Annotated in this window: 19 protein-coding genes; 14 read left to right on the forward strand and 5 right to left on the reverse strand. The window is 39.9% G+C overall.

Annotated elements, in window-relative coordinates; all coding sequences use genetic code 11:
* Positions 1-12: 12 nt before the first annotated feature.
* Positions 13-861: a DUF72 domain-containing protein gene (locus tag B1F84_RS05340; protein ID WP_131690783.1), complete on the reverse strand. Its 849-nt coding sequence runs from the start codon at positions 859-861 to the stop codon at positions 13-15.
* A 235-nt stretch (positions 862-1,096) separates the two neighbouring features.
* On the opposite strand from B1F84_RS05340, the gene aspS reads away from it, so the two are divergent.
* A complete protein-coding gene (aspS, locus tag B1F84_RS05345) occupies positions 1,097-2,875 on the forward strand; it encodes an aspartate--tRNA ligase (protein ID WP_131690784.1) in 1,779 nt (592 codons plus the stop codon).
* Positions 2,876-2,975: 100 nt separating this feature from the next.
* Positions 2,976-3,575 carry a pentapeptide repeat-containing protein gene (locus tag B1F84_RS05350; protein WP_131690785.1) on the forward strand — a complete coding sequence of 200 codons (600 nt, stop codon included), beginning with the start codon at positions 2,976-2,978 and terminating at the stop codon, positions 3,573-3,575.
* Between the two features lie 34 nt (positions 3,576-3,609).
* On the opposite strand, the gene B1F84_RS05355 is transcribed toward B1F84_RS05350, so the two are convergent.
* A complete protein-coding gene (locus B1F84_RS05355; RefSeq protein WP_008111621.1) occupies positions 3,610-3,933 on the reverse strand; it encodes a hypothetical protein in 324 nt (107 codons plus the stop codon).
* Between the two features lie 129 nt (positions 3,934-4,062).
* Here B1F84_RS05355 and B1F84_RS05360 point away from each other — a divergent pair, with 129 nt between their 5' ends.
* From B1F84_RS05360 to B1F84_RS05370, 3 genes are all read left to right on the forward strand, one after another.
* Complete coding sequence (locus tag B1F84_RS05360; protein WP_131690786.1) at positions 4,063-4,809, forward strand: alpha/beta hydrolase; 747 nt, start codon at positions 4,063-4,065, stop codon at positions 4,807-4,809.
* A 219-nt stretch (positions 4,810-5,028) separates the two neighbouring features.
* Complete coding sequence (locus tag B1F84_RS05365) at positions 5,029-5,640, forward strand: DUF6795 domain-containing protein (RefSeq protein ID WP_131690787.1); 612 nt, start codon at positions 5,029-5,031, stop codon at positions 5,638-5,640.
* Between the two features lie 188 nt (positions 5,641-5,828).
* Positions 5,829-6,821, forward strand: coding sequence for a lipase family protein (locus B1F84_RS05370; protein ID WP_165489677.1), 993 nt, complete (start codon positions 5,829-5,831; stop codon positions 6,819-6,821).
* Positions 6,822-6,872: 51 nt separating this feature from the next.
* Here the strand turns inward: B1F84_RS05370 and B1F84_RS05375 are convergent, their stop codons facing one another.
* Positions 6,873-8,075 carry a bifunctional alpha/beta hydrolase/OsmC family protein gene (locus B1F84_RS05375; protein WP_131690789.1) on the reverse strand — a complete coding sequence of 401 codons (1,203 nt, stop codon included), beginning with the start codon at positions 8,073-8,075 and terminating at the stop codon, positions 6,873-6,875.
* Positions 8,076-8,385: 310 nt separating this feature from the next.
* Between B1F84_RS05375 and B1F84_RS05380 the strand changes: the two genes are divergently transcribed.
* Positions 8,386-9,225 carry a 2OG-Fe(II) oxygenase family protein gene (locus tag B1F84_RS05380; protein WP_013464577.1) on the forward strand — a complete coding sequence of 280 codons (840 nt, stop codon included), beginning with the start codon at positions 8,386-8,388 and terminating at the stop codon, positions 9,223-9,225.
* A gap of 171 nt (positions 9,226-9,396) precedes the next feature.
* Positions 9,397-10,794 (forward strand): DEAD/DEAH box helicase, encoded by a 1,398-nt coding sequence (locus B1F84_RS05385; RefSeq protein ID WP_131690790.1) that lies wholly within the window; start codon positions 9,397-9,399, stop codon positions 10,792-10,794.
* A 79-nt stretch (positions 10,795-10,873) separates the two neighbouring features.
* On the opposite strand, the gene B1F84_RS05390 is transcribed toward B1F84_RS05385, so the two are convergent.
* Together B1F84_RS05390 and B1F84_RS05395 are read right to left on the reverse strand one after the other, a co-directional pair.
* Entirely contained in the window at positions 10,874-11,617 is a 744-nt protein-coding gene (locus B1F84_RS05390; protein WP_131690791.1) for a DUF3307 domain-containing protein, read from the reverse strand.
* Entirely contained in the window at positions 11,617-12,240 is a 624-nt protein-coding gene (locus B1F84_RS05395) for a hypothetical protein (protein WP_131690792.1), read from the reverse strand. The genes B1F84_RS05390 and B1F84_RS05395 overlap by 1 nt, the downstream gene beginning before the upstream one ends.
* A gap of 139 nt (positions 12,241-12,379) precedes the next feature.
* Between B1F84_RS05395 and B1F84_RS05400 the strand changes: the two genes are divergently transcribed.
* The 7 genes from B1F84_RS05400 to B1F84_RS05430 all read left to right on the forward strand — a co-directional run bounded on the left by B1F84_RS05400 (position 12,380) and on the right by B1F84_RS05430 (position 18,416).
* Positions 12,380-12,874, forward strand: coding sequence for an NYN domain-containing protein (locus B1F84_RS05400; protein ID WP_008111607.1), 495 nt, complete (start codon positions 12,380-12,382; stop codon positions 12,872-12,874).
* A gap of 186 nt (positions 12,875-13,060) precedes the next feature.
* Positions 13,061-13,987 carry an NAD(+) diphosphatase gene (gene nudC / locus B1F84_RS05405; protein ID WP_131690793.1) on the forward strand — a complete coding sequence of 309 codons (927 nt, stop codon included), beginning with the start codon at positions 13,061-13,063 and terminating at the stop codon, positions 13,985-13,987.
* A 3-nt stretch (positions 13,988-13,990) separates the two neighbouring features.
* A complete protein-coding gene (locus B1F84_RS05410) occupies positions 13,991-15,169 on the forward strand; it encodes a cystathionine beta-lyase (RefSeq protein WP_131690794.1) in 1,179 nt (392 codons plus the stop codon).
* Between the two features lie 143 nt (positions 15,170-15,312).
* The gene (locus tag B1F84_RS05415; RefSeq protein ID WP_131690795.1) at positions 15,313-16,140 is read left to right on the forward strand and encodes an ABC transporter permease subunit; all 828 of its coding nucleotides are present in this window, start codon (positions 15,313-15,315) and stop codon (positions 16,138-16,140) included.
* On the forward strand, positions 16,137-17,045 hold the full coding sequence (locus B1F84_RS05420; protein ID WP_131690796.1) for an ABC transporter ATP-binding protein: 909 nt from the start codon (positions 16,137-16,139) through the stop codon (positions 17,043-17,045). Before B1F84_RS05415 ends, B1F84_RS05420 begins: the two co-directional genes overlap by 4 nt.
* On the forward strand, positions 17,045-17,419 hold the full coding sequence (locus B1F84_RS05425; protein WP_008111597.1) for a PH domain-containing protein: 375 nt from the start codon (positions 17,045-17,047) through the stop codon (positions 17,417-17,419). Before B1F84_RS05420 ends, B1F84_RS05425 begins: the two co-directional genes overlap by 1 nt.
* A 208-nt stretch (positions 17,420-17,627) precedes the next feature.
* Positions 17,628-18,416: a putative porin gene (locus B1F84_RS05430; RefSeq protein WP_131690797.1), complete on the forward strand. Its 789-nt coding sequence runs from the start codon at positions 17,628-17,630 to the stop codon at positions 18,414-18,416.
* The last annotated feature ends 137 nt before the right edge of the window (positions 18,417-18,553 follow it).

Consider the following 18,553-nt stretch of genomic DNA (forward strand, 5'->3'; position numbering starts at 1 on the left):
TTGAATTTATTTTTAAAAAAGTGCTTGCTGGTGGGCTTCTTTTTCGCCACTAAATGGATTGAGTACGTTGTGATTATACCTCAAATCTTGGCAAAACTGGCGAGCCAGCAGCGGCGCTTCGCGGTTATCAGCGGTATGAAAAAACACATAGGGGCTTTTGCCCTCATCGAGCCACTGGGTTACTTTGCTAAGCCAAGGCTGATAAAAGGTCTTATAATCGTTTTTTAAATCAGCAATAACAAAGCGCGCCATAGGCTGCGAGCCCGTAGCAATAGCGTGCACTGGTAAGTGGGGCTTTTTTTGTTGGGCGTCTATTAGCGCTTCGGTGGTTGGCTTTACCGCAAAGAGCGCCCGAGTATCCATAGCAATGCGATTTATATTGTGTGCCATTAAAAGTTGATTAAGTGCGATTTCGGCCTCACCTTTTTTGAAAAAATCAGGGTGGCGTACCTCGACCCCATAGTTTAGCTCTTTAGGAAGTAACTCAATAAAAGCGCCAAGCTTAGCTAAATGTTGTGGGGCAAACGCTTTAGGTAATTGCAGCATTATTTGCCCTGTTTTTTCAAGTAGTGGGGCGAATAAATTAAGCCAATTAGTTAGCTCATGTTGCACGTTACTAAGTTGGAGTTCGTGACTAAAGCGCCGATGAAATTTAAAGGTAAATTTAAAATCCTCAGGTACACTGGCAGCCCACCGTAATACAGTGTCAGGTGAGGGATCGGCATAAAAACTGGTGTTACCTTCCACCGAATTAAAATGCTGCGCATATTCGCTAAGCATATCGGCACTTTTACACTGGCGTGAAAATAAGTTTCCTTTCCATGCGTTGCTCGACCACTGCGGGCATCCAATATATAGCATACAAAAAAGCCTTGTTATAAAGTGCTTGTAGTGTAACAAATAACAAAACGGTGCGCTGTAAATTCAACCCCGAAAGGTAAACACGCCCTAGCATCTTCAACCGACTTGGGTATAATGCAGGGCTTAATTTGATTATTTTGAATTGCTAGCGGTTTTATTTTCATTTTGGTGTTTATAAAAACTTTTAAAACAACAGTGTTTAACCGCTATATGCCTTTTATCTGACAGGAAAACTATGCGCTCTATATACTGCGGACAGCTAAATAAAACTCACGTAGATCAGGAAGTTGAACTATGTGGCTGGATCAACAAACGACGTGACCTTGGCGGACTTATCTTTGTCGATTTACGTGATAGAGAAGGTTTAGTACAAGTTGTATTCGATCCGGAAGTTGAAGGACTAATGGAAACAGCTAACAAACTTCGTCAAGAATTTTGTGTTCAGTTAAAAGGGATTGTACGCGCTCGCCCAGATAGCCAAGTAAATAAAGACATGGCAACCGGCGAAGTAGAAATTTTAGGCACGGGTTTAACTATTATTAACCGCTCTGAGCCTATGCCACTTGATTTTAACCAAGTGAACTCAGAAGAGCGTCGTTTAAAATACCGTTACTTAGATTTACGTCGTTTAGAAATGAGCGACCGCATTAAATTACGTGCTAAAGCAAGCAGCTTTGTACGTCGCTTTTTAGATGAAAATGGCTTTTTAGATATCGAAACGCCAGTGCTAACTAAAGCAACGCCTGAAGGTGCTCGCGATTACTTAGTACCGAGTCGTGTTCATAAAGGTAGCTTTTACGCATTACCACAGTCACCACAGTTATTTAAGCAATTGTTGATGATGTCGGGTTTTGACCGTTACTACCAAATTGTTAAATGTTTCCGTGATGAAGACTTACGTGCTGACCGTCAACCTGAGTTTACTCAAATAGATTTAGAAACCTCGTTCATGAGCTCTGATCAAGTACGTGGTATGACAGAGAAAATGATCCGTGAAATGTGGCAGTCATTACTAAATGTTGATTTAGGTGATTTCCCAATTATGCCTTACTCTGAGGCAATGAGCTTATATGGTTCTGATAAGCCAGACTTACGTAACCCAATAAAGCTAATTGATGTAGCCGATTTAGTAAAAGACGTAGAGTTTAAAGTATTCTCAGGCCCAGCAAATGATGAAAAAGGCCGTGTTGCAGTACTAACGGTACCAGGTGGCGCATCACTTTCTCGTAAGCAACTAGATGATTACACTAAGTTTATTGGTATTTACGGTGCTAAAGGTTTAGCATGGATGAAAGTAAATGACCGCGATGCAGGCGTTGAGGGCGTGCAATCGCCAATCGCTAAATTCTTAAATGAAGACGTGATCACGCAGTTACTTGAACGTACTAATGCACAAACAGGCGATATCATTTTATTTGGTGCGGATAAACGCAACACCGTAAATGAAGCCATGGGCGCACTTCGTTTAAAAATTGGTATTGATTTAGAAATCACTAATTTAGATAGCTGGGCACCACTTTGGGTTGTTGACTTCCCAATGTTTGAAGAAGATGACGAAGGCACATTACACGCTGTACACCATCCATTTACTGCACCAAAAGATATTAGTGCCAGTGAGCTTGAAGCAAACCCAGCAGCGGCTATTTCAGATGCTTACGATATGGTATTAAACGGCTACGAAGTGGGCGGTGGTTCGGTACGTATTCATAATGCAGATATGCAAGAAGCGGCATTTAGAATTTTAGGTATTGAAGCGCAAGAGCAGCAAGATAAATTTGGTTTCTTACTTGATGCACTTAAATACGGCACACCACCGCATGCTGGTTTAGCGTTCGGTTTAGACCGTTTAGTTATGTTGTTATGTGGTACTGATAACATTCGTGACGTTATTGCTTTCCCTAAAACAACACAGGCATCGTGCTTATTAACCGATGCGCCTAGCAAAGCAAACAGCGATTCGCTGACAGAGCTTGCTATTAGTGTAGTTGAGAAAGAATTACCAAGCGCAGAATAAAGCTAGTTAAACCATAGTGTTTAGTTAGATCAAAACCCCTTAGGCTAAATACCTAAGGGGTTTTTTGTTCGGCATAACCCAATTTAGGTGCTTTATTTTTATGAGCGAGCTATTTAAAGATAGTCATTATTTCGATCAGCCATTTTTAAACTTTACAGCAAATGCAAAGCGCTTTAGCGATATTGAGTTTGAACAATGTCAGTTTATTGATTGCGATTTTAGTCACAGCCAGTTTAATGCCTGTCGGTTTATAGAGTGTGAGTTTATTAACTGTAATTTGACTGAGCTTAATTGGAATTACAGCTCACTAGAAGAGGTGAGCTTTGCAAATTGTAAACTCAATAGCATAATGTGGGGACAAGTAAATTGGCCGCAATTAGCGCTAACGTCACCGGTGAGTTTTAAACAGTGTGAGCTGAGCCATAGTTCGTTTTTTGAATTACAGTTAAAAGCGTTAACAATGACGAACTGTTTTGCCAAAGATGTCGATTTTAGGCACGCTAACTTAACTCAAAGCAACTTCTCGGATACTGACTTTAGAGACAGCCTGTTTCATCAAACTAATTTGAGGAAAGCAAACTTTGTTGGCGCAACGCAATTTAATATTGATATAACAAGCAATGATGTGAGTAATGCAAAGTTTGAACGGCTTGAAGCGTTAAACTTATTAGCTGGACTTGATATCGAGCTGGTTGATTAGCCGCAAGAGCTACGGCTAATGCGTATATTTACTATTAGCAAGCAGGGCCATTTTTGTTGCGCGCGCTAGCAAGTGCACGGGCTATGCTCAGTAGCTCAGGCGAAATATCATCAGCGCCATCTTTAATCAGTTTAGTTACATCACCTGATGAATATAAGCTATCACGCGGCGATTTAATTCCCAGCTCTCTCACAAAGTCTTTGGTTTTACCTGTACTGCCGGTTTCAATGAACTTAAAAATAATCCGCTCGTTGTTACTTTTCGGCTCGGCTTGTAACACTTTAATTTCTTCTTGGTAGGCTTCAATTCTGCTTTGGAGAATGTCGATGCGTTGTTCAATGCTGCTATATGATTTCATGAATGGGTTCTTCTGCGATAATAGTAAAACAATAATCGCTATTATCGCACAAATTAGCAAAGGCGCGCGCTAACCTTTATAATAAAAATTAATGTTAGTTAAAAATGTATAAGTAATACAAGGAAATGCATGTTAAAAATTATAAAAAAGCGTTTAATGTTAAGTGCACTGACTTTAAGCTCTACGCTATTTGCATCATCAAGTTATGCCCAAGACGATGCAATCATTGATGAAAGTCGTAATCGCTCTATACCTGTAAAAATTACCCTACCAGCTAACCACCTTAAGTGCAGCGCGCAAGTCAAATGCCCAGTGGTATTTGTAAATGCAGGATATGGCATTAGCCACAATGAATACACTTTTGCGAGTAAGTTATTTAATGCGCAAGGTTATTTAAGCATTGCGGTAGCGCATGAGCTTAAAAGTGACCCTGCACTTAATCGTGCGCAGCCATACCTAACTACTCGTATGGAAAATTGGCACCGGGGTGTTGTAACCCTCAAATTTTTAGTCAACGAGCTAAGTGTTAAATACCCTGAGTATGATTTTACAAAACTCACTTTATTTGGTCACTCAAATGGTGGAGATATTTCAGCCTTGTATGCAGCTATTTATCCAAATGAAGTAAGCCAATTAATTACGCTCGATCACCGCCGCATGTTATTGCCACGCAATAAAAACACACGCGTGCTCACACTTCGAGGTAGTGATTACCCAGCCGATGCGAACGTGCTTTTAACCGATAAAGAGTTAACTGTTTATCCTGTTACACAAACGTTGATAGCAGAATCACGTCATAACGATATGTACGATGGCGGCCCTAAATGGCTGGTGGATAGAATGAGTAAAGAGGTAGCGGCGTTTTTAGACGAATAAAATGAATAACATAAAATATTATTTACAGTAATCAGTTTAACCAACTAGCCTTTTCACTAGCTTCCCCGTACGACTGTAAATTATATTTTTATAGGCGTTGGGGATAGGAAACAGGTTTTTGATGATTTAAATTTAGGTACAAATTTATAAAGGGAATCTTGAATTGTTCACTTATGTTTAGTAGTCATCATAAGATGAAAGCCATCGGAAGGTCAAATAGTGTTTAAAAGTAAATTAACTTTCTCTTATCGTCGCTCCTCCTTCTTTTTGTGTCTAATAGTATTATTTTGTACGTGTGTTTATTCATCGGAGAATCAAGCTGTGTTTGGGTTATTTAAAAGTTATGAAGTTCAATTATCACCTGAGGTCAAAGGGCGAATAACTAATCAGGGCGAAGCTCTTGCAGGAGTAGAGGTTATTAGAAAGCTTTTTTATGAAGGTTATGAAAAAAACCCTGTTATAGATTATGCACTAACTAATACCCATGGTGAGTTTTCTTTCGATGAACTTATTGTTCGCTCTAAAGCTCCTGGGAATATTGTTGGGCAAGATTATTTAATCAGGCAAGAAATAACGGTTAAGAAAGACTTAATCAACGTTAAGAATGAAGCGAATGATGATGGCTATTATTGGCTCTGGGTCATGAGTAAAGGCTGGAAAAGTGTACCACCTGTGAGCAGGTTGCTAACGGGTTTAAATGCTGATTTACAGAATGAAGAAGTCCAGTATGATTTAGATATCAGTCAATATGGGGGATCTCGATATCAGCCTTTGGTAACTATCTGTGATCTAGATATGGACACTATAAACAACTTACTATCTCCAGAGTAAACGAATTACTATTTATTTTAAGGATGAAATTATATGACAGCACTATCCCCTAAACTAGCTGTGCAATTGGCACTCTTCGCATATGATTCAATTGGGAGAGGTACTAGATTAGTCGTACCTAAACTCATAAAGAATGAATTCCACTTTAAATCAGAAAATCTAGCAGAAGGTTCATCTGGAGGCTTTTTTTGCGACAAACGACAGGTTTTTTATATATCGGGAAAGGCCATAGTCAGTCTCATAAAGGTGATCATGTTATTACAATACGCGGAACTGAAACATTAGCGGACGTATTAACAGATGTTACTTGCCCTACAACTACTGGGTATACTGATACTAGTGTACACAAAGGTTTTCAAACCACTATGGCTTCTTTTGTAGATAGCATAGACACATATATAACGCAGCCAGAAGTACTTAATGGTGGAGGAGTTATTCATTGTGTTGGACATAGTTTAGGTGGTGCTTTGGCTGGTTTAGTTGCAGATTACATCAAGCACACATATGGAAAAACTGTTTATTTATATACGTTTGGTGCACCTAGAGTAGGGAAGAAGGGCTTTTCTGTACATTCTGGTAGTCGCATCGATAAAGTTTTTCGTTGTGTGCATGGTGCTGACCCCGTACCTAAAGTTCCCGTGTGGCCTTTTTGTCATATGGAAACTAAAGAGCCTGAATATGTTCCGTATCGCGCTCAAGGTATTGACGCCGGTGCGCACTCACTACTTGATTCTCCAGGTTACACAAAAACAGTAACCGCTTCTGATTGGGAACATGTGTATAGCCAAGTACCAAGCTCTTTATATCGAAGAGTTGTTCTAAACTACAATAATCGTTTACAAACTACATATTCAACTCATTGGGCTGATAAAATAGCTGCTGCTTTAATGACATTAATGATTGACGGTGGTTTTGCTGGCATTATTGCGTCTTTTCAATACACAGGCTCAGCTATAATGACGGTATACGATATAATGGCTGAAACAGTTGTGAAAATTTCGAGTATGGTCGGTCTTGAAGAACAAGTAAGGGGTTTGCTAGGGTGTATGATAGCTTTTGCTGGGAAAACTGTGGCTGTGCCATTAAAGTTAACAAAAGCGTTTATTAAGTGGGTATTTAATATATGTATTGATAGATTATTATCATCTGCACGTAATGCAATTAAAAGATTATCTACTTAAAGTTAATATTTTTGAAGTATAGCGCAGTTAATACTGCGCTTATTCATGTAGTCACTCCACTAATTCGCTAACCACCAGTGGGCTGTTATGTAGCGTTTCATGCACGGGGCATTTATCAGCTATTTCGAGTAATCGATTTCGCTGAGCGTCAGTTAAATCACCTTGTAAGGTTATTTTGCGGATAATGGCCTCTAGATTGCCGGTTTTTTCACAATCATCACAATCTTGGTTGTAATTGCGGGTATGGTTGAGCTCTACTTTTATGTGCTCTAGCGGCAACTCTTTGCGACTTGCATACATGCGAAGTGTCATTGCAGTACAAGCTCCAAGCCCAGCGAGTAAATGATCATAAGGGTCTGGGCCTAAGTTTTTACCACCGGCATCGGTAGGCTCATCAGCAAGCCATGTATGGTTTTTAGTACTCACGTGCTGAGTGAATTTATGATCTTTTTCTTCAACTAATACACTGCCGTTAGTTAATTTTGCACTATAGGGTGTTTTATCGTATTCAACATAGCGATTAGCCCACGTAGCAATGACATCGGCTGCGTAGTTAGCGTCTTCTTTATTGCTGAGTAAATGATCGGCATTATCTAAACTAATAAAGCTCTTTGGATGCTTAGCAGCTGCGTAAATTTTTTCGGCTTCACTAATATTCACGGTGGCATCAATAGGAGAATGCATAACTAACAAAGCACGCTTAAGCTTGCCTATATGGCTGTTATCGTATTTAGCGATGTCATCTATAAATTGTTTTTTAATCGTAAATTCCCGCCCAGCTAAACACACTTTTGCTTCACCCGATTGGTTTATTTCATCTAAATGAGCAGCAAAATTATGGGTAACGTGCTGAGCATCCGATGGCGCACCTATAGTCGTAATGGCCGATACTTCGGGTATGTGCTCTGCTGCTGCAAGCACCGCAGCACCACCTAAGCTGTGGCCTATCAATAACTGAGGTGCTTTAAAGTGTGTTCTTAAGTGATTGGCTGCAGCCACTAAGTCTTGAATGTTTGATGAAAAGTTACTGTTGGCAAAGTCACCATCGCTATTACCAAGCCCTGTAAAATCAAAGCGTAATACAGCAATGCCTTGCTGAGTGAGCGCACGACTTATTCGTGTTGCAGCCGCTACATCTTTAGAGCAGGTAAAACAGTGAGCAAATAAGGCATAAAATTTCACTTCACCAGAGGGCTGTTCAAGTTGTCCAGCGAGTTCTAATTCACCGCTTTTAAAAGAAACTTTTTGTCGCATGTAGAGAGCCTTAACAAGTTGATATAGTGTGTGATGCTGATAAAGAAGAGATTGGTACGATGGGGTGAAAATTCAATACAAGCGTTATTTTGATCTTGATCAAGGCAGAGAAGGCTTGCTTATTGGGTGCGGACATATGTCCTTATAATTTCAAGGGGGTTTGTCTATGCTCGCACAGCATAAAAATGCAGCCTTTATTACTTGAATTAAGTAGTTAAGCTATATTTGAATGTAATACTAATTTCGTGTAGACCTGTGGCTTAAGCGAATTAGTAAATGGCTTCTAACAACCTACTTACTGGAATGTACCATGCAATTACCTACAGTTGATTATAAAGCGGACGATGCGGCTGCGCAATTTGTTGAATCGTTGAGAAATACTGGTTTTGGCGTATTAAAAAACCATCCTATTCCGCAATCTTTAGTTGAGTCTATTTATAAAAATTGGCAAGACTTTTTTAACTCAGAGCAAAAGCATGAGTTTTTATTTTCAAAAGAAACGCAAGATGGTTATTTTCCACCGTCGGTATCAGAAGTAGCTAAAGGCCATACGGTAAAAGACATTAAAGAGTACTTTCATGTTTACCCTAAAGGCCGTGTTCCTGCTCAATTAGAAGCTGATGTGCGTGAGTACTACCGTTTAGCTAATGAATTTGCGGCAACATTACTTAGTTGGGTTCAGGCTGAAGCGCCTGAAGAAGTCCGTGCTAAGTTCTCTATCGATTTAAAAGATATGATTGCCCAGTCTGAGCAAACGTTGTTACGTATTTTACATTACCCGCCAATGACAGGTGATGAAGAGCCAGGTGCTATTCGTGCTGCTGCGCATGGTGATATTAACTTATTAACCGTATTACCAGCGTCAAATGAGCCAGGCTTACAAGTACAAAAAACCGATGGCGGTTGGTTAGATGTGCCATGTGATTTTGGTAGTTTAATTATTAATATTGGTGACATGCTACAAGAAGCATCAGGTGGCTACTTCCCATCAACGATTCACCGTGTAATTAATCCATCGGGTAAAGCAACAACTAAATCACGTATTTCATTACCGTTATTTTTACACCCTCGTCCAGATGTAGTGTTATCTGAACGCTACACAGCAGATAGCTACTTACAAGAGCGTTTACGTGAGTTAGGTGTAAAATAATCCTTTAGCATGTGTAATGCTCAGGTAAATAAAAAGCGGCTGTTTAGCCGCTTTTTTAGTATTTGTGTTTATTGATTTGGCACAAAGTAAATAATGGCATGCATTCTGAGCCACTAAAGGTATAATGCGCGCAACTGGTCACTTTGGCCTAATTTGAAATAGAGAGTTTATATGAGTTTTGATGGTTTAGGTTTATCACAGTCTTTAGTTAATGCGGTTTTAGAAAAGGGCTATGAAACGCCAACGCCTATTCAGGCTCAAGCTATCCCAGCAATTATTGCGCGTCGCGATGTAATGGCCGCAGCACAAACAGGTACTGGTAAAACCGCTGGTTTTACTTTGCCACTGATTGAGCGTTTATCGTCGGGCACTAAAGCAAAAAGTAATCATGTACGTGCGCTTATTTTAACGCCAACCCGAGAGCTTGCGTTGCAAGTAAGCGAAAACGTTGAAGAGTACGCTAAGCATTCTGATGTGAGTTCGTTTGTGGTTTACGGTGGTGTAAAAATTAACCCTCAAATGCAACGCCTTCGCAAAGGGGTTGATATTTTGGTGGCGACACCAGGGCGTTTAATTGATTTACACAATCAAAACGCGGTTAAATTTGATAGCGTTGAAGTACTGGTTTTAGATGAAGCCGACCGTATGTTAGACATGGGCTTTATCCATGACATTAAACGCCTGATTGCAAAAATGCCTGAAAAGCGTCAAAACTTAATGTTCTCAGCCACGTTTTCGGATGATATTCGCGCGTTGGCAAAAGGGTTAATTAACGATCCGGTTGAAATTTCAGTCGCTGCCAAAAACACCACTGCTAAAAGCGTGACTCAATGCGTGTACGCAGTAGATAAAGCGAGTAAAACAGCCTTATTAAGCCATTTAATTCGTAGCAACGATTGGCAACAAGTACTGGTATTTAGCCGTACTAAACACGGTGCTAACCGTTTAGTTAAGCAACTGGAACGCGATGATATTGTTGGCGCGGCAATCCATGGTAATAAATCTCAGGGCGCACGTGTTAAAGCACTTGAAGGCTTTAAAAGTGGTGAAGTGCGCGTATTAGTGGCAACCGACATTGTTGCTCGTGGTCTAGACATTGTTGAATTACCGCATGTTGTAAACTACGACTTACCTAATGTATATGAAGATTATGTTCACCGTATTGGCCGAACTGGTCGTGCGGGAGCATCAGGGCATGCTATTTCATTTGTAACGGTTGACGATGCAGTAGATTTATACGGCATTGAGCGCTTTATTGGCGAGCTAATTCCACGTGCTGAAGAAGAAGGTTTTGAACCGGCTAACCCTGTTGCAGAGCGCGCACTCGATGCACGCCCGTTACCGGCTAAAAAGCCAAAGAAAAAACAACCATTTAATAAGCCTAAATCAGATAGCAGCAAACCTAACAGCAAAAAGCCTAACAATGGTGGCAATGGTACAGGCCCACGTCGTGGTGGCTCTAAAAAGCCAGCAGCTAAAACCGATGATAATGCACAAAACCCATGGGCAAAGCGTCAATCGGTTGGGGGGAATGGTCAACGCCGTCGTCGTCCAGCAAATAACGACTAATTAGGTTTAGTTCGCTTTAATAAAAAACGCGCTTACTTTTACTGGTAGCGCGTTTTTTAATGCCTATTTTAAAGCTTTACTAACCGATTAAATAATTAACTGCTAATCCTACAAATAAAGTAACACTGACGCTCAGTAACGTTCCTAGCATCACATATTCAGTGAGTTGTTTATCTTTGCTGGCACTTAAGTCGCCAAATCTAAACACCGATTTGGCGGCAATTAAAAACCCAAGCCCTGCAAACTGATCTAATAAAATAAATGTCAGCATAAGTACTCTTTCAAGCATACCAATACTTTGCCCTGCTAAAGGGAGGCTACCATCACTAGAGAAGTGATTAGTCAAACGCTCTAACATCATTCTTATAAATACCGCACTGGGGCTTAAAATAATAAGGTAACCAGCTATAACCCACAGTACTTTTTCGTTGTGCAATAACGCCATTACATCGTCAGTAAATTGCTGATCGTCAGTGAGCCAAATACTTATCGCAATAATTACAATGATATGTGCAATTTGGTCTAATAAAAAAGGCACTACGCCTTTATTTGAATACGATTTAGCAATATCAATAAAGTAGTGACTGATCATAATAATAGCGGTGGCCAGTAATACACTACTCAGTTGTTGCCAGCCAAAGCTATATTCCCAAAGTGCAACAACTATTGCACTGGTAACTCCGTGAACCAATACATGGTAATAAAGTTTTTTTGCTTTAAAATGACGGCTGTTTCTGTCGTTTACCCAACTCATGGGTTGCCAATAAAAATCAGCGAGTAGATGGCCAATAATCAGTGCGACGAGCAATAGTGAAAATTCCATTAGTCATGTCCTTGCTGTATAGCTTTAAGCCTTTGTTGCGCATATAAAATAAACCGTTCTACCAGCTGGTAGTTAGCAAGATTAAGTAGCTTAGTAACGTTTTCGCGGCTGGTGTTGAGCTCTTTAGCTAAGGCTGCATGGTTGTTATTAGTATGGGTTAAATACACATACAAAGCATTTGCTTGTTTTTGGGTTATTTTACACAGTAATACATCGACAAACGCTAAGTTTAGCTTGAAGCTCTCATCAACCGATTGATCTGCAATAGCAAATGTAAAACGCTGGTTTGTCATTTTATCTAATCCCTGCCCAGAGAGAGTAAACGCTGAGCCTGTAGCGGTTTTTGTACTCGTACTAGGGTTATCTATGTGCCCCAACGCCATGCTTTGACGCAATTCATAGCCGGCAGATTTTAACTGTAAATAGATAAGAATAGCGGTGGTAACTAACTGTTCACTTTTATCGAGTTGCAGTTGAAATGCATCCCCACGGTAAATATCCCAAGATGTTGTTTTATTGCAATTTGCACGTAAACTTTGCTCTAGCTGGTAAAGCATGGCATCGTATTGTTGTTTAGGTATTTTTTGCGATTTAATAATATCGCCGCTGATCACACCAATCATAAAAATCCAGATAGATTATTCATATGTAACTAATATCGGTTACATTGTTAAATGTAACCTTATTTGGTTACATTGGGTTTGGTAACTAATTTAGGTTACTTAACACGCAATTGCAAGTATTACTCATTAGGACATAAGAATGACCTCACAACCAAGCAGTAAACCTCGTGTAGGTATTTTTGTCGATGTACAAAATATTTATTACACCTGTCGTGAAAGCTACGGTAAAAACTTTGATTACAATGCCTTTTGGCGAATGATGGAGCAACAATACGACATTGAGTGTGCGTTTGCTTATGCAATATACCGAGGTGATGAAAAGCAAAATCAGTTTCAAAATATTTTGCGCGCTATTGGCTTTGAGGTAAAGCTTAAGCCGTTTATTCAACGCCGTGATGGCAGTGCCAAAGGTGACTGGGATGTAGGTATAACCATAGATATGCTAGAGCAGGGGAAAAACCTTGATAAAGTTATTTTACTCTCTGGTGATGGTGACTTTGCGTTATTACTGGGGCATTTAAAAAATCAATATAATGTTCCGTGTGATGTATACGGTGCCGATAAATTAACCGCAGAGGTGCTAAAGCAAAGTGCCGAGCAGTTTCATTTAATAGACAAACAGTTACTACTTTAAAAAGTATTAAGTATTGTATTTTTGATTTATTTTTGAGCAGTAAGTTTGCGTTGATCATGAGAGTATTTAATACAACGGGTGCATAGATTAATTAAGCCTAATTTAGGCTTTTTTTATGGCGATAATAAATTGGGTTTAGTGGATGAGTATGGTAATTTTAAGATTCAATTAGTATCAAGGAATTACATGCTTAACTACAGTAATATGCCATTAGACAGAGGCTCAAATGCGCGCAAAGACCCTACTTGGGTAGACGCAAAAAAAACAGCAGACAGTTTATGGCTTTTAGTTAAAGGCAATCACACCTTATTTGCTAACAGTAGTCCTGAGGTGGTGTATTTAGCTTACCAACAAGTGGCGCATTTAGATTTAACGCAGGCTATTCTTTTAGGATCAAATAAACAGGATAATGCCGTATTTGCGCTAGACGTAACTGAACTCGAAGAGTCGTTATTAGCAACGATTGTTGGTGATGCCAAGTTTGCAGATATTCGTCAATATGGTACTCAAGTAGCACTTGAAGATGGCTCAAATGCAGCGCTTGCTCGTGGGTTGTGTTACTGGCATGCCACTCATAGTTTTTGTGGTCGCTGTGGTACCAAAAATCACTTAGTTGAAGGGGGGCATTCACGTTTATGCGACAACGCAGCCTGTATGCACCAAACTTTTCCGCGTACCGATCCAGCCGTTATTATGGTAGTAACTAAAACATTTTCTGATGGGATTGAACGCTGCTTATTGGGTCGCCAAGCAACTTGGCCTAAAGGTCTGTATTCCTCACTTGCCGGGTTTGTCGACCCAGGTGAAACCCTTGAACAAACCGTGATCCGAGAAGTAAAAGAGGAAGCGGGTATTACCGTGGAGAAAGCAGAGTATATTGCTTCTCAACCTTGGCCGTTTCCTTCATCAATCATGCTTGGTTTTATTGCCACAGCAAGCAGTGATGAAATAAGCACAGAGCAAGATGAACTTGAAGATGCACGATGGTTTTCTCGCCAAGAACTTGCGCAATTTAAAGATTGGCAACACGAGGGGGAGCATTTAAAGCTACCTAGAGCTGATTCGATTTCGCGTTATTTAATTGAATATTGGCGTACTCAGATAGAAGGATGAATCATGTCGAGCAAAAATAAAAATACCCAATTAGTGTCATCAGGGCGCAAAAAAGCGTACACCCATGGCGTAGTTAATCCAGTGATACAGCGCGCTTCAACGATTGTGTTTGATTCTGTGAGTGAGCTTAAAGAAGCGGCTAAAACACGTGGCGACAAAACCTTGTTTTATGGCCGAAGAGGGACGACCACTCATTTTGCTCTGCAAGAGGCAATTACCGAACTCGAAGGCGGTGAGGGCTGTGCGTTATACCCATGTGGCGCGGCAGCGATAAGCCAAACGCTGTTATCATTTTTAAAGTCCGGTGATCATATTTTAATAGTGGACACTGTTTACGAGCCAACTCGTGATTTTTGCGACAAGATATTAGCTGGGTTAGGTATTAGTACGACCTATTATCCGCCAATGATTGGTGCAGACATAAAAGAGTACATTCAAGACAATACCAAAATGTTGTTTTTAGAGTCTCCGGGGTCAATTACCATGGAAGTTCAAGACGTTCCCGCCATGATAAAAGTGGCAAACGATCATAATGTAATGACAGTGCTTGATAACACCTATGGTAATGGTCTGCATTATCGTCCGCTTGAACATGGTGTTGATATTAGTATTCAAGCCGCCACCAAATATATTGTTGGCCACTCTGATGTGATGATGGGGGTTGCTGTAGCTAATAAAAAGTATTGGCCAACACTTCGTGAACACTCTTATTTACTCGGGCAATGCACCAGTGCAGATGATGCGTATTTAGCACTACGAGGCTTGCGTACCATGGCAGTGCGATTAAATCAGCATGAAAAAGCCGCGCTAGAAGTAGCAAAATGGCTTGAGCAACATGCGTTGGTTGATCATATTCGTCATCCTGCGTTTACAACATGCCCAGGCCATGAATTTTTCAAACGCGATTTTGACGGCAGTAATGGTTTATTTTCGTTTGTAATGAAAGCGGGTAATCAACACGCCATAGATGCTTTTTTAGATAGCTTACAACATTTCAAAATGGGCTTTTCGTGGGGGGGCTTTGAGAGCTTAGTAACGGCAAACCTATCAATGAAAGGGCTGCGCTCGCAAACAGGATGGGAGCATGGACCTGTTATTCGTTTGCACATTGGTTTGGAAGATGTTGAAGATTTAATTGCCGACTTACAGCAAGCATTAGCTATTTATGAGCAACATTTATAATTACTAATTGGTTAAATTACATTATTTGTTACAAAGCCTACCTCTGAGTAGGCTTTTTTTTGCTAGCAATTCAATGTGTTTACACTTAGTGTTGTTAAATAACGCTTATTTTAAAGTATGAACAACGTCATTAAGGATAGTCAATGGCAACACCATCACCAGTTAACGTAGGGCGCTTAACCCAAATCGCGGGTTTTGAGCTGGTACGTATGTTTTTAACTAAACGAGGACTTATTGCACTGGCGGCTTTTGCGCTAGTGTGGCTTGTTATTTTACGTTACCCCATAGGTCAAGCTGTAGGCATAATCAGCTCGCCAGATTTTGAACAAATAGCCCGTGATATTTCCGGCTCTATTGGATTAAGTAAGTTACTTGATTGGCCTGAAGCAGAATTTGCTATGTATTGGCTTATTGCTTTGTATAGTTTTCCTGTTTTTAGCTTATTTATTTGTAGTGATCAAACCGTCGGTGACAGAGAGCGCGGTACGCTAAGGTTTTTATCATTACGCTCAACTCGCTTTGAAATACTCTTTGGTCGATTTTTAGGGCAGTTAGCGGTACTAACCTGTTTAGTTGGCATCACGCTTATAGCGACATTGGCGGTGCTCGGGTTTCGCGAGCCGAGCTTACTTGCTGGTGGCCTTGGTCGTGCTGTTTCAATATTTTTAATACTCATTGTTACTTTTACGCCGTTTGTAGCCTTAATGAGCTTAATTAATACTTTTGCGAGCTCATCTCGCTTATCTATTGTATTAGCTATTTTATATTTCACAGCCGGCGGCATTATTGTTGGATTACTGGAGTGGCAAATACCCGCATTAAGTGTGCTTGATTATTTATTCCCTGGTGTGCAAATAGAGTTATTAGCTGGACAAAACTTACTGTTATTGAGCGCATTAGCTATTCCACTTGGGCAAACAGCGGTGTTACTTGCAGTTGCCCAACGTATTTTTGCAAGGAGCTCATTATGAAATCATTAATAACAGGGCGTAATTTAAGTAAATCATACGGCTCAAATCTGGCTCTTAATAATGTGAATTTTGAGATTCAAAAAGGCGCGCCAGTTGCATTAGTTGGCCCTAATGGCGCAGGGAAAACCACTTTATTTAGTTTGTTGTGTGGCTATATCGCACCTAGCATGGGTGAGCTTGAAATACTCGGCCATAAACCAGGTAGCGCGGCTTTATTTAATAAAGTGAGTGCGTTACCACAAGATGCACAGCTAGATCCGCGTTTTAATATAGATAAACAACTCAGCTTTTATGCCAAGCTCCAAGGGATGAGCACCAAGCAAAGCCAAATAGAGGCACTTCGAGTATTAGATTTAGTGGGTCTTAGCGAGGTTGCAAAAAACCGCGCAGGGGACTTATCTCACGGTATGCGCAAGCGTGTAACCATAGCACAAGCATTAATTGGTTCACCGCAAATTGTAATGTTAGATGAAGCCACCGCAGGGCTTGATCCGATTCATGCCAGAGAGGTCAGAGAGCTGGTGTCTGAGCTGTCGTCTCAAGCGACGTTTATTTTAAGCTCTCATGATTTAACTGAACTAGAACGACTTTGCTCCCAAGTACTACATTTAGATAAAGGCATATTAAGCGAGCATCAAACTAAAGCGGCGAATACTGATAAGCACTTTTATACCTTAATGCTAAGTGAAGCGTATCAAAATGTGGAGCAACAACTGCAAGCAATTGAGGGGGTGAGTCGTGTTTATATGAGCCAACATAAAGAGTATGTGATTGAGTATCAACCAACGAGCGGGTCACTTGACATCGCGCTATTACAATTTTGCCACCAACATAATTGGCAGTATAGGCAGTTAGTAAATGGTCATACTCTAGAAAATCAAATATTTAAACAGGAGAAACTATAATGGGATTATTTAGTGGTTTAATGGGTAACGCCAGTGAAGTGGATGACGCCGATTTAGAAAAAGTATTGGCTAATACGCTTATTGAAGGTGAGCGAGTTGAAAAGGCGTATAAAGTAGTTCGTGATATGTTTATCTTTACTAATAAGCGACTAATTTTATTAGATAAACAAGGTGTGACTGGTTCTAAAATGGAAATGATCAGTATTGCTTACTCTAAGATAACTAAGTTCAGTAAAGAAAGTGCGGGGCACTTTGATTTAGATGCAGAACTGAAAATTTGGGTTGGATCTGATCCAAATCCTATCAGCAAAGACTTTAAAGCAGGCGATAACATAAATGATGTTTATAGGATAATCAGCCAGTACTCATTATAGAAACAAACAAAAAGCGGTGCAAAATTAAAGTAATTGTTTACAGTTTGTTGCGATTACTTTAACATAAAATTCTCCAACATTTTCTTACAATTTCCCTAACAAATACAATTGCTTGGTTCAGTTTTCGTTCAGTTTCGCAGCGTTAGCATACCCCCACTTTAGCAATGCAGTTAAAGTACAAAAACAATGTACATAGGGATGTTTCATTATGAAAAAATTAGCGATTATTATTTCAGGTATTTTATTATCAAGTGCTGCACACGCTGCAGATAGCTATCAATCAATCAGTAACTTAGGTTATGCAGATACTGATAACAACGATACTATTAGTGTGGACTCAACTTACTACTTCTCTCCTAAAAGCACACTAGGTCCATACGACCAATTTGAATACATCAATAAGCAAAGCAACGTATTTGGCGGCTACGCAGATGACGACTTTGGCGATGTAACTGCTATTGGCGGTGAATACTTCGTTGAAGATTTTGTGGTTGGTGCGTCTTACCAAAATGCTGATTACAACTCTAATAACGAGTTCTATACACTTTCAGCTGGTTACTTTTTCAACCCTGACTTACTTGCAAAAGTAAGATTTGTTGATAAAAAAGACGGCGATAACGTTACATTATTTTCTTTAGCATACAACCACATGCTTAACGATACAGATTACGTAGGTATCACTGTTGAATCAGATGATGATTTTGACTCTCGTTCAGTAGCTGCTAAATATTTCATTGATTTACAGCAAGGTAACTACCTAACTGTAGAAGGTACATTTATGAGCCTTGATGAAGCAGATGACCAGTGGAACGTAGAAACAAACTACTACTTTTCAAAAGCGACTTCTGTGTTTGCATCTTATGATAAAGAAGACAACTACACCTTTGGTGCTCAACACTTCATCAATAAAAATATTGGTTTAAAAGTGGGTTACGGCAACAACGCAGATGACTCAGATTACGATGCTTACTTTGCTAACATTCGTTTTCAGTTTTAATTAAGCGTTTAATCGCATAAATTAAACCAGTTAAGTAGTGAAAAGCCCACATTTGTGGGCTTTTTGCTGTGTGTAATAAATGTGTAATCCTACTTATTGTTATATTTTAAATTGCAATTGGCTAGGCTCATCATTTA

Source organism: Pseudoalteromonas sp. DL-6 (assembly GCF_004328665.1).
Lineage (GTDB): Bacteria > Pseudomonadota > Gammaproteobacteria > Enterobacterales > Alteromonadaceae > Pseudoalteromonas.

Excerpts from the sequence above, each read along its gene's own strand:
- B1F84_RS05340 (WP_131690783.1), bottom strand. The coding sequence starts at position 861 with ATGCTATATATTGGATGCCCGCAGTGGTCGAGCAACGCATGGAAAGGA.
- aspS (WP_131690784.1), top strand. The coding sequence starts at position 1,097 with ATGCGCTCTATATACTGCGGACAGCTAAATAAAACTCACGTAGATCAG.
- B1F84_RS05350 (WP_131690785.1), top strand. The coding sequence starts at position 2,976 with ATGAGCGAGCTATTTAAAGATAGTCATTATTTCGATCAGCCATTTTTA.
- B1F84_RS05355 (WP_008111621.1), bottom strand. The coding sequence starts at position 3,933 with ATGAAATCATATAGCAGCATTGAACAACGCATCGACATTCTCCAAAGC.
- B1F84_RS05360 (WP_131690786.1), top strand. The coding sequence starts at position 4,063 with ATGTTAAAAATTATAAAAAAGCGTTTAATGTTAAGTGCACTGACTTTA.
- B1F84_RS05375 (WP_131690789.1), bottom strand. The coding sequence starts at position 8,075 with ATGCGACAAAAAGTTTCTTTTAAAAGCGGTGAATTAGAACTCGCTGGA.
- B1F84_RS05380 (WP_013464577.1), top strand. The coding sequence starts at position 8,386 with ATGCAATTACCTACAGTTGATTATAAAGCGGACGATGCGGCTGCGCAA.
- B1F84_RS05385 (WP_131690790.1), top strand. The coding sequence starts at position 9,397 with ATGAGTTTTGATGGTTTAGGTTTATCACAGTCTTTAGTTAATGCGGTT.
- B1F84_RS05390 (WP_131690791.1), bottom strand. The coding sequence starts at position 11,617 with ATGGAATTTTCACTATTGCTCGTCGCACTGATTATTGGCCATCTACTC.
- B1F84_RS05395 (WP_131690792.1), bottom strand. The coding sequence starts at position 12,240 with ATGATTGGTGTGATCAGCGGCGATATTATTAAATCGCAAAAAATACCT.
- B1F84_RS05400 (WP_008111607.1), top strand. The coding sequence starts at position 12,380 with ATGACCTCACAACCAAGCAGTAAACCTCGTGTAGGTATTTTTGTCGAT.
- nudC (WP_131690793.1), top strand. The coding sequence starts at position 13,061 with ATGCTTAACTACAGTAATATGCCATTAGACAGAGGCTCAAATGCGCGC.
- B1F84_RS05410 (WP_131690794.1), top strand. The coding sequence starts at position 13,991 with ATGTCGAGCAAAAATAAAAATACCCAATTAGTGTCATCAGGGCGCAAA.
- B1F84_RS05415 (WP_131690795.1), top strand. The coding sequence starts at position 15,313 with ATGGCAACACCATCACCAGTTAACGTAGGGCGCTTAACCCAAATCGCG.
- B1F84_RS05420 (WP_131690796.1), top strand. The coding sequence starts at position 16,137 with ATGAAATCATTAATAACAGGGCGTAATTTAAGTAAATCATACGGCTCA.
- B1F84_RS05425 (WP_008111597.1), top strand. The coding sequence starts at position 17,045 with ATGGGATTATTTAGTGGTTTAATGGGTAACGCCAGTGAAGTGGATGAC.
- B1F84_RS05430 (WP_131690797.1), top strand. The coding sequence starts at position 17,628 with ATGAAAAAATTAGCGATTATTATTTCAGGTATTTTATTATCAAGTGCT.